The sequence below is a fragment of the Polaromonas sp. P1_E1_2 genome, assembly GCF_056406035.1.
Window position 1 is genome coordinate 1 of record NZ_JBFUAZ010000077.1, and the last position, 10,652, is coordinate 10,652.

Consider the following 10,652-nt stretch of genomic DNA (forward strand, 5'->3'; position numbering starts at 1 on the left):
CCAGGAAGGTCGCCGACAGCGCCGTGCCACTGACGGGCGCGTCCTGGACCATGATGGGAATATCAATGGCGGCTGATAGCGTGGCGAAGAACTCATAAGTCTTTTCTTCCGTCACGCGGATGGTGGCGCCGTGGTACGGCGGCATCACCATGACCATGGCCGCGCCCAGGTCCTGCGCGCGGCGGCTGCGCTCGGCGCACACCCGGGTGCCGAAATGCGTGGTCGTCACAATCACCGGCACCCTGCCGGCCACGTGCTTCAGGATGGCGGCCGTCAAAGTCTCACGCTCCTCGTCTGACAGCACAAACTGTTCAGAAAAGTTGGCGAGGATGCACAGGCCCGTCGAACCCGCGTCGATCATGAAATCAACGCAGCGCTTCTGGCTTTGCAGGTCGAGCTCACCCGCATCGGTGAAAGTGGTGGGCACTACCGGGAAAACGCCGGAGTATCTTGCTTTCATGCGGCTCATTCGAGGATGTTGAAGTCTTTGAGGAACTCGGTCTTCATCGTCAGGCCCAGGCCCGGCTTGTTGTCGTCGAGCTGCAGAAAGCCGTTCTCGGCCACAGGTTCGCCGTCGAAGATGTAATAGAACAGCTCGTTGCCGACTTCCACATCGAACATTGGAAAGTATTCGCTCATGGGCGAGGCGAGTGTGCTCATGGTCAGGTGGTAGTTGTGCATCTGCCCGGCGTGCGGAATCACCGGCACGCTGTACGCCTCGCATAGCGCATTGATCTTGTGCGCCGCCGTGATGCCACCCACCCGGTTGGTGTCGTACTGCACGACCGACACGGCCTTTTTGTCGAGCAGCTGCTTGAAGCCGTAGAGGCTGAACTCATGCTCACCGCCCGAGATCGGGATGCTGGTGAGCTGGTTGAGCTCGGCATAGCCGTCAATGTCGTCAGCAATGACAGGTTCTTCCACCCAGCGTGGCTGAAATTTTTCCAGCTTGGGCAGCATGCGTTTGGCGTACTCCAGGTTCCAGCCCATGTAGCACTCCATCATCAGGTCGTTGTCGTAGCCGATGACTTCGCGGATCGCTTCCACGGCTTTCAGGTTTTCAGAAACGCCCTTGGTGCCGTGCGCCGGGCCGTAGCCAAAGCGCGACTTGAACATGGTGAAACCCTGGTCCAGGTATTTCTGCGCTTCGTCCTGCATCGCCTTGAGGTCGGTGCGGTAGAGTTTGGAGTAGTAGCAGGGGATTTTTTCCTTGGTGCGGCCGCCCAGCAGCTTGAACACCGGCTTGTTGACCGACTTGCCCAGGATGTCCCAGATCGCTAGATCCACCGCCGAGATGGCGGCCATGGTCACGCCCTTGCGGCCCCAGGCGTGGGTGCTGCGGTACATGCGCTGCCACAGGTATTCGTAGTCCCACGGGTCCTGGCCCAGCACCAGCGGTGTGAGGTACTGGTCGATGATGGCTTTGGCGATGTGCGGCGCCAGCGCCACGTTGCCCAGGCCGACGATGCCGTCGTCGGTTTCGATCTCGACCACTGTCCACGAATGGAAGCGGAAGGTGCTCATGGATTCTGTCTTTGAGTAGACGAGGTCCATCGCGTTGGAGCAGAAATTGCCTTGGGGTGGAACGGTCTTGCCTTTCCACTCGAACACACGTGCGCGCACTGATTTGATMTTCATTTAAAGGTCCTGTGTGAGATGAATCTTTCGAGCCCTCCCCTGGAAGGGGAGGGTTGGGGTGGGGTGAGCCGTATTACTCCCTTTGGGGAGGCGCCGCCAGGCGTCCTCCCATGCGGCAGGCGATGCGGAAAGCGTTGAGCGTGGCGTTGACATCGGCCACGCCCTGGCCGGCGATGTCATACGCGGTGCCATGCGCCGGCGTGGTGATGGGCACCGGCAGGCCGCCTTGCACAGTGACGCCCTTGCTGAAGCCCATGAGCTTGATGGCGATCTGGCCCTGGTCGTGGTACATGGTGACGATGGCCTGGTACTGGCCGGCCTGCGCTTTCAGGAAGATGGTGTCGGCCGGAAAGGGGCCGTCTACCGGAACGCCGCTGGCGCGCAGCGCTGCCACGGCCGGCTCGATGATGTCGATCTCTTCGCGTCCGCAAACACCGCCGTCGCCRCCATGCGGGTTGAASGCYGCCACCGCTACTTTKGGGCTGTTGTTGCCGCTGGCCTTGAGTGATGCGTARATCAASCGGGTGGCGTCSATGATGCGTTCCTTGCTGAGCATGGCYGCKGCGTCTTTCAGCGGAATGTGCGARGACACACGYGCSGTCCACAAGTCRCCCAGSGTRTTGAACTCGCAGAAGTAGCCGGTCACGCCCAGGTATTCGGCAAAGTGGTGCAGCTCGTCTTCATGCTTCAGGCCGCCCAGCTTCATGGCCTGCTTGTTCAGGGGGGCGAAGCAGATGGCATCGACCTCGCCGCGTTTGGCGCCGTCCATGCAGAGGTTGAGCACCTGCAGCACCGCCGCGCCGCAGGCGGCCTGCGCCTGGCTGCGCTGTACTTGCGCTGGCTGAATCGTGTCTGTGGCCAGGAAGGCGGGCAGGCGTGTGTCGGCGCGGCCGCGCACCTCGGCCAGGCTGGCCACGGCTTGCGTTGCGACCTTCTGTTGGGCAATGTCCTGGCCTTGCTGCCAGAGCCAGGCATCACCCACCAGCACGATGTTGGCGCCTGCCGTGATGCCGGGCTGGCTCAGCAGCCGGGCAATCAGCTCGGGGCCTATGCCGGCCGCGTCACCCAGTGTCAGGGCGACGACAGGCACCGGTTCTGTTGTCTGCTGTTTGCTCATGGCGTCTTTTCCTTGTTCTGCATCATCCGGATCAGTCCAGTTTGATGTTTTTCTTGGCGATCAGGTCACCATAGCGCTTGTTCTCGTCATTGTGGAACTGCGCGAACTGCGCCTGCGTCATCGGTGTCAGATCCGCGCCGATCGCGCCCAGCCGGGCTTGTGTTTCCGGCATCGCCAGGACCTTGGTGATCTCGGCGTAAACGCGTTCCTGCACCGCTTTGGGCGTGGCTGCCGGCATGTAGATGCCGTACCAGGCACTCATCTCGACACCCTTCACACCGGCTTCGGCCATTGTGGGCACGTTGGGAAGCTGCGGGTTGCGTTTGGCACTGGCCACCGCCAAAGGTTTGATGCGGCCGTTCTTGATCTGGCCGATCACCGAGGGCATGGTGTCAAAGCTCAGCTGCACCTGGCCGCCGACGAGGTCGATCAACGCCGGGCCGCTGCCGCGGTAGGGGATGTGCGTGATGAAAACGCCGGCCTGGTCCTTGAAGAGCTCCGCCGCGATGTGTTGCGTGCTGCCCGAGCCGCTGGTGGCGTAGTTGAGCTGGCCGGGTTTTGATTTGGCCAGCTTGATGAGCGACTGCACCGAATCGACTGGCAGGGCATTGTTGACCACCAGCACATTGGGCACCGCGCCGACAAACACAACGGGCACCAGGTCCTTGTTGTTGTCGTAGCCGAGTTTCAGCAGGTGCGGGGCAATCGCATGCGCGGTCGAGACGCCCATCAGCAGGGTGTGGCCGTCGGTGGCCTTGGCCGTCAGGTCGGCTGCCAGCGTGTTGGAGGCGCCGGGGCGGTTTTCCACCACCACAGGCTGCTTGAGCAGGGGGCCGAGCCGGTCCGCTACTGCGCGGGCCATCGCGTCGGTGCCGCCGCCCGGGGCGGAGCCCACCAGAATGCGCACGGGCTTGGTCGGCCAGTCTTGTGCAAATAGCGGGGCGTGGGCGGCCACTGTGCAGGCTGCTGCCAGCAAGGCAGGCAAATATTTCATGGTTGTCTCCGTCATCGTTATGAATCAATGCGGTGATAGTAGGCAAGACAACAGTTAACGTAAATTGAAAATTCCTGATTATTTGATAATCTATAGTTATCAATTGAATTGGCCACCCAACATGCCCAACGCCTCACTGATTCCCCAGCTTCTCAACCGCCTGCGCATGCGGCAGGTGGCCCTTATCCTGGCTGTAGGCGAACACGGTACCTTGCGCAAAGCCTCCGCGGAACTGGGCATGACACAGCCGGCCGCCACCAAGATGATCCAGGAGCTGGAGTCTGCGCTGGGCCAGCGCCTGTTCGAGCGGGTGGGGCGCGGGCAGAAGCTCACGCCGGCCGGCGCCAGCGTGCTGCGTTATTTCCGCGGCATGCGCGGTTCGGTCGAGTCCATGACGCGTGAACTGGCCGAACTGCAACTGGGCAGCTCGGGTCGGGTGTCGATCGGCAGCATCATGGCACCTTCTCCGAATTTGCTGACGCACGCGATCATCACGCTCAAGAAAGCCTATCCGCTGCTGTCGGTCGACGTCATGCTGGACACCAGCGACCGGCTGTTCGAGCTGCTGCGCGAAGGCGTGCTGGATGTGGCCATCGGGCGCATCCGCGACGAGCATCGGGCTGACTACGCCTTCACCCCGCTTGAAAACGAGGCGCTGGCGGTGGTGGCGGGTGTGCACCACCCGCTGGGGCAAAAAAAGGCGGTGAAGTTTGCCAGCCTGCTGGACTACCCGTGGATATTGCAGCCCAAGGGCAGCCCGATGCGTGAAGTGCTGGAGCAGGAGTTCCGCATGCTGCAGGCGCCGACACCCAAAGGGCTGATCGAAACCGCGTCCATCCTCACGACAACCAACCTGATTGCCGAAACCGACATGGTGGGCGTCATGCCGCAGTCGATTGCCGACCACTACGCCCGGCACGGCYTGCTCAAGATATTGCCCTGCTTTATCCAGCACAAGATGGAAGCGTTTGGCTCCATCACCCGCAAGGACAGGCCGCTCAGCGACGCCGCGCGGTTTTTCCTGGCGGCGCTGCACCAGAAATAGCTGCCGGAGGCCGATGGCAAGCCACTACAGAGAAATTTTCTGAAAATTTCGGGCCTTGGTCCATGGGATGAGTGCCGGCCGCTGCTAAATATGGCGTCAATGCCGGCGAAGAACAGAAATTGAAGTTGGCGTGTGTAGCGGCGGATGAACACTCCATGACCTGGATCAAGCTTTTGCCCCGTGCCATTGCTTACGCTTGGCGCATTGCCAACATTGGAAGCACACATGCCGAATCTTCAATGGTCTGACGCCCTCGTGCTCGGACTACCCCTGATGGATGACACTCACCGGGAGTTTGTCGAGTTGCTTGCGCAGGCAGAAAACGCGGCGGATGATGCGTTGCCGGGCCACTGGCGAGCGCTGGTGGACCACACCGATGAGCACTTCAGCCGCGAAGACCGGTGGATGCTGGACACGCGGTTTTCATCCTCCAATTGCCACACTGTGCAGCACAAGGTGGTGCTGCAGGTCATGCGAGAAGGCTTGCTCATGGCCCAGGCCGGGGATTTCACGTCTTTGCGCCATATGGCAAGGGAGCTCGCTCTGTGGTTTCCGCAGCATGCGCAGACCATGGATGCCGCGCTGGCCCTGCATCTACGCGGTATTGGCTACGACCCGCTCACGGGGGTGGTGAGCATGCCGCAAGCTTTGCCCAAGGACACCATACACGGTTGCGGGGGCCTGAGCTGTTCCGATGGCCAGGCGCTTGAACACACCGCATAAACGCGGCACGCTGTTGGGTCCGCTGGGTGATGCAATTTATTGCCCCGTTTGCCAACCCCCGCCCAGCGACTGGATCAGCGCCACCGCCGTGGTCTGGCGGTCGGCCATGGCTTGCACCAGTGCACGGCGCGCGCTCAGCGCGGTGGCCTGGGCGGTGATGACTTCGGTGTAGCTCACCTGGCCGCTGCGGTAGCGGTTGAGTACCTGCTGCTCGACCTGGTCGGCTGCCTGCGACGCCTGGCGGCGCAGCTCCTGCTGGGTCAGCAGTACACGGGTTGCCGACAACTGATCTTCCACGTCCTGAAAGGCCGCCAGCACAGCCTGGCGGTAACGCGCCACTGCCTGCTGGTGGGATGCCTCGGCGCCTTCCACGCGGGCGCCTGTGGCTCCGGCGTTGAAGAGCACCTGCGCGGCCGAGATACCGATGGACCAGACGCTGCTGGAAGCCTTGAAGAGGTCCGCCACCCGGCTGGCGCCCTGGCCGGCCGAGGCGCTCAGCGACAGGCTGGGGTAATAAGCGCTCTTGGCGATGCCGATCTGTTCATTGGCAGAGGCCACGCGGCGTTCGGCGGCGGCAATGTCGGGGCGGCGCTGCAGCAGCTCGGACGGTATGCCGACCGGCACGTCAGGCACTGAAGGATTCCAGGCCACAGGGGCAATCGAGAAATTGCCGGGTGCTTCGCCCACCAGCACCGCTATGGCGTGCTCCAGCTGGGCGCGCTGGCGCACCAGGCCGGCGTCGTCGGCCTGCGCGTTGGCCAGCTGTGTTTGCGCCTGCAGCACATCGGTTTTGGCCGCGATGCCGGCGTTGTAGCGGTTCTGCGTGATGTCCAGCGCGCGCTTGTAGCCGTCAATCGTGTCCTTGAGTAGCACTTTTTGTGCGTCTGTCTGGCGCAAGGATAAATAATTGGTCGCCAGTTCACCCTGCGCCGACAGTTTGGCCGAAGCCAGGTCGGCGGCGCTGGCCTGTTCGCTGGCTTTCGCGCCGTCCACGGTGCGGCCTAGACGGCCCCATACATCGGGTTCCCAACTGCCACCAATGCTGAGCTGGTAGTTGTTGCCCACGCGGCCACCGACATTGTTGCCCGCCGTGCTGCTGCTACTGCTGCCCGAACGGCTGGCACTGCCATCGAGCGAAACCGTCGGGAACAGCGATGCCCGTTGCTCGCGCACCAGGGCTCGCGCCTGCGCATAGGCTGCAACAGCCACCGCCACGTTCTGGTTGGACACCTCCACACGCGATGCCAGCTGGTCCAGTACCGGGTCCTTGAAGAGCGACCACCACGGGCCACGCTCCAGCGTATCGGCGGGCGCGGCCGGAACCCAGCCTTGCGCTTCCTTGTAGGTGCTCACGTCGACCGTGGCCGGGCGCTGGTAGTCGGGGCCGACTGCGCAGCCGCCAACGGCAAGCACCAGCGCAGCGCACAGCAGGCGAAGCTGAAAGCGTGAACGGTACGCGGGGTGGGCATTGGAAAAGTGGTTCATGGCGTTGTCAGTCATTGCAGTTGGAGCGGGGCGCTGGGCGGCGGCGCGTCGGTCTCGTCAGGGTGGCGGCTGAGCTGACGCTCGGAAGGGCTGCGCCGGCGGAGCTTGTCCATCAGCACATAGACCACCGGCGTGGTGAGCAATGTCAGCAACTGGCTGGCGATCAGCCCGCCGATGATGGCGATGCCCAGCGGACGGCGCAGCTCGGCGCCTTCGCCAAAGCCGATGGCCAGCGGCAGCGCGCCCAGAATGGCCGCCAGTGTGGTCATCAGGATGGGGCGAAAGCGCAGCAGACAGGCTTCGCGCACGGCCTCAATCGCGGAAAGGCCACGCGCCCGCTCGGCTTCCAGCGCGAAGTCGATGATCAGGATGGCGTTCTTCTTGACGATGCCGATCAGCAGGAACAGGCCGATCAGCGCGATGATGGAAAAATCCAGCTTGAACAGCAGCAAGGCCAGCACAGCGCCCACACCGGCCGAGGGCAAGGTGGACAGCACCGTGATGGGATGCACCAGGCTTTCGTACAGGATGCCCAGCACAATGTAGATCACCACCAGCGCCGCCAGGATCAGCAGCGGTTGCTCATTTTGCGATTGCTGTGCATTGAGCGCTGTGCCGGAAAAGCTGCCGCGCACGTTGTTGGGCAGCCGGATGTCGGCTTCCGCCTGGTGCACCGCGGCTTGGCCGTCGCTCAGCGTGCTGCCATCGGCGAGGTTGTAGGAAACCGTGGTGGAAAGCTCGCCGTCTTCGTGGCTGACCGAAGCGGCGGTGGGGTTTTCGCTGAAGGTGGCAATGGCCGACAGGGGCACCATGGTGCTGGCCGAGGCGCTCAGGACCTGGCCCGACGAAGAATCACGCAGGGATGGATTGGCCACAGAGGTGCCGGTGGCCACCGTGGTTGCAGCCGGGGTGCCGGTGCTTCCGGTATTGTTGGTTGTGTTGCTTGTGTTGCCTCCAGCCCCCTTGGCCGGTACGTAAATATCTTTCAGCGACTCGGGGCTGCGGGTGTAGCGCGGCGCCACTTCCATGATTACGTGGTACTGGTTGAGTTCGGCGTATATCGTGGCCACCTGGCGCTGGCCGAAGCCGTCATAGAGCGCGTTGTCCACGTCGCGTGAGCTGATGCCCATGCGTGCCGCGCTTTCCTTGTCCACCGTGACCATGGTTTCCACGCCGTTTTCCTGCTGGTCGGTGTCCACGTCGGTCAGGGCGGGCTGCAGTTTCATCTGGTCCGCCAGGCGTGTGGCCCATACACGCAAGTCGGCCGCGTTGTCGCTTTTGAGCGTGTACTGGTAGGTCGAATTGGTCTGGCGGCCGCCGCCGCGCAGGTCCTGCACGGGGTTCAGGAAAAGGCTGACCCCGGTCACCCGTGCCAGCTGCGGGCGCAGCCTCGCAATCACGGCCTGGCCGGCCACGTCGCGTTGCCCCACTGGTTTGAGGTTGATGAACATGAAACCCCCGCCCGCTCGGGAACCACCGGTAAAACCCACCACGGTGTCCACGGCCGGGTCGGCGCGGATGATGTCGACCAGCTGCTTGAGCTTGGCCTGGAGGGCCTGAAATGAGATGCTGCGGTCGGCACGCAGGCCGCCGTTGATCTGCCCGGTGTCCTGTTGCGGAAAGAAGCCCTTGGGCGCCTTCACGAAGAGAAAACCGTTGAGCCCGATCACGGCCACCAAAATCAGCATCACCAGCAACTTGCTGTGCAGGGCCCAGTCCAGGCTCACTTCGTAGCTGCGGTGCACGCGGTTGAAGGCACGCTCGAACCAGCGCCCCACAAAAGCAAAACGCCCGGGCTTCTTCTCGTGCGCGTCAGGCCTCAGAAGCCAGGCGCACATCATGGGCGTGGTGGTCAGCGAGATGACCAGCGAGATCATCACCGCAGCAGACAGCGTGACCGCGAATTCGCGGAACAGCCGGCCCACCTGTCCGCCCATGAAGAGTAGCGGTATAAACACGGCCACGAGCGACAGGCTGATCGACAGCACCGTGAAGCCGACCTCCCGCGCCCCCAGCAGCGCGGCCTTGAAACGGTCCATGCCGGCCTCGATGTGCCGGCTGGTGTTTTCCAGCACCACGATGGCGTCGTCCACCACAAAACCGGTAGCCACGGTGAGCGCCATCAGGCTCAGGTTGTTCAGTGAAAAGCCCAGCAGGTACATCACGCCGAAGGTGCCCAGCAAGGAGACGACGGTGGCCACGGCCGGGATGATGGTGGCACGGGCGCTGCGCAGGAAGGCGCTTACCACCAGCACCACCAGCACGATGGAAATCAGCAGCGTGACTTCGATCTCGTGCAGCGAGGCACGGATGGAGTTGGTGCTGTCGGATGCCACCTGCAACTGCACGTCCTGCGGCAAGGCGGCCTGCAGCTCGGGAATCAGGGCGCGCACGCCGTCGACAGTGGCAATCACATTGGCATCGGGCTGGCGCGTGACCAGCACGATCACCGCCGGCTCGCCGTTGAAAAGACCGAGCGTGTTGATGTTCTCCACACCGTCCTGCACCTCGGCCACGTCTTGCAGCCGGATGGCGGCATTGTTGCGCCAGGCTACGACGAGATTGCGGTAGTCGGCGGCCTTGAGTCCGCCGCTGGCGGTGTTGGAGCCTGAGTAAATCTGGAAGCGCTGGCCGTTGCYTTCGATCGCCCCCTTGGGCCGGTTGGCGTTCGACGCCTGCAGGGCTGCGCGCACGTCTTCCATGGCGACGCCATAGCGGTTGAGTGCAAACGGCAGCAGTTCCACGCGCACCGCCGGCAACGAACCGCCGCCAAGCTCCACGTCGCCGACCCCGGGCACCTGGGCGATTTTTTGCTGCACGAGGTTGGAGACTTCGTCGTAAATCTGGCCCGGTGAGCGCGTCCTGGACGTGAGCGCCAGGATGATGACCGGCGCCGAAGCCGGGTTCGCCTTGCGGTAGGTCGGGTTGCTGCGCAGGGTGGCCGGCAGGTCGGCACGTGAGGCGTTGATGGCGGCCTGCACCTCGCGCGCTGCCGCGTCGATCTTGCGATTCAGGTCAAACTGCAGGCTGACGCGGGTGGAGCCGTTGCTGCTGTTGGACGTCATCTCGTTGACGCCCGCGATCACGCCGAGGCGCCGCTCCAGCGGCGTCGCCACACTGCTGGCCATGGTGGAGGGACTGGCCCCCGGCAACGAGGCGCTGACCGAGATCACCGGGAAATCCACTTGCGGCAGCGGTGAGACCGGCAGCACGAAGAATGCGGCGATGCCTGCGAGGGCCAAGCCTATGGTGAGGAGGACGGTGGCTACCGGGCGGCGGACGAAGGGTTCGGAGAGGTTCATGGCCTTGTTCCTCTTCCGCCATCCGGCCTAGGCCTGTCCTGGGTTGATTTGATTGGTGTTCTCTTTGCTGAGGATGGCTGGCCGGGGGTTGCCCGGCAGCAAGTAACTTTCTTTTGCTTCGCCAAAAGAAAGTCACCAAAGAAAAGGCGACCCTGCTGTCTGCGTCCCTCCGCTTCGCTACGGGCAACCTGCGGTGCTCGGTCCAGGCGGGGTCTCGCTCGAACTCGCCTTCGGCTCAGACAATCGCGATCCCTGATCCGTCTGGCCCTGCGCTCCTCGGCGCATACAGAAGGGGCGATCGGGAACGGGGACCGAAGACAAATACCAACAAGGACACGCCATGGCGTG

The 10,652-nt window shown here is 63.1% G+C and carries 8 protein-coding genes; 2 read left to right on the forward strand and 6 right to left on the reverse strand.

The window, feature by feature from the left end; translation table 11 throughout:
• The 4 genes from AC1D1P_RS06245 to AC1D1P_RS06260 form a co-directional block, all read right to left on the reverse strand.
• Nucleotides 1–460, reverse strand: a 460-nt coding sequence (locus AC1D1P_RS06245) for a dihydrodipicolinate synthase family protein (protein ID WP_477672414.1), incomplete at its 3' end; no start/stop codon positions are given.
• 5 nt (nt 461–465) lie between these two features.
• Nucleotides 466–1,638: an L-rhamnonate dehydratase gene (locus AC1D1P_RS06250; protein WP_477672415.1), complete on the reverse strand. Its 1,173-nt coding sequence runs from the start codon at nt 1,636–1,638 to the stop codon at nt 466–468.
• Between the two features lie 73 nt (nt 1,639–1,711).
• Complete coding sequence (locus AC1D1P_RS06255) at nt 1,712–2,755, reverse strand: 4-hydroxythreonine-4-phosphate dehydrogenase PdxA (RefSeq protein WP_477672416.1); 1,044 nt, start codon at nt 2,753–2,755, stop codon at nt 1,712–1,714.
• Nucleotides 2,756–2,786: 31 nt separating this feature from the next.
• Nucleotides 2,787–3,749, reverse strand: coding sequence for a Bug family tripartite tricarboxylate transporter substrate binding protein (locus AC1D1P_RS06260; RefSeq protein WP_477672417.1), 963 nt, complete (start codon nt 3,747–3,749; stop codon nt 2,787–2,789).
• Nucleotides 3,750–3,870: 121 nt separating this feature from the next.
• On the opposite strand from AC1D1P_RS06260, the gene AC1D1P_RS06265 reads away from it, so the two are divergent.
• Together AC1D1P_RS06265 and AC1D1P_RS06270 are read left to right on the forward strand one after the other, a co-directional pair.
• A complete protein-coding gene (locus AC1D1P_RS06265) occupies nt 3,871–4,794 on the forward strand; it encodes a LysR family transcriptional regulator (RefSeq protein ID WP_477672418.1) in 924 nt (307 codons plus the stop codon).
• Nucleotides 4,795–5,019: 225 nt separating this feature from the next.
• Nucleotides 5,020–5,517, forward strand: a complete 498-nt coding sequence (locus AC1D1P_RS06270) for a hemerythrin domain-containing protein (protein WP_477670935.1) — start codon at nt 5,020–5,022, stop codon at nt 5,515–5,517.
• A gap of 36 nt (nt 5,518–5,553) precedes the next feature.
• Here the strand turns inward: AC1D1P_RS06270 and AC1D1P_RS06275 are convergent, their stop codons facing one another.
• Nucleotides 5,554–7,002 carry an efflux transporter outer membrane subunit gene (locus AC1D1P_RS06275; protein ID WP_477672419.1) on the reverse strand — a complete coding sequence of 483 codons (1,449 nt, stop codon included), beginning with the start codon at nt 7,000–7,002 and terminating at the stop codon, nt 5,554–5,556.
• Between the two features lie 11 nt (nt 7,003–7,013).
• A complete protein-coding gene (locus AC1D1P_RS06280) occupies nt 7,014–10,304 on the reverse strand; it encodes an efflux RND transporter permease subunit (protein WP_477672420.1) in 3,291 nt (1,096 codons plus the stop codon).
• Nucleotides 10,305–10,652: the final 348 nt, after the last annotated feature.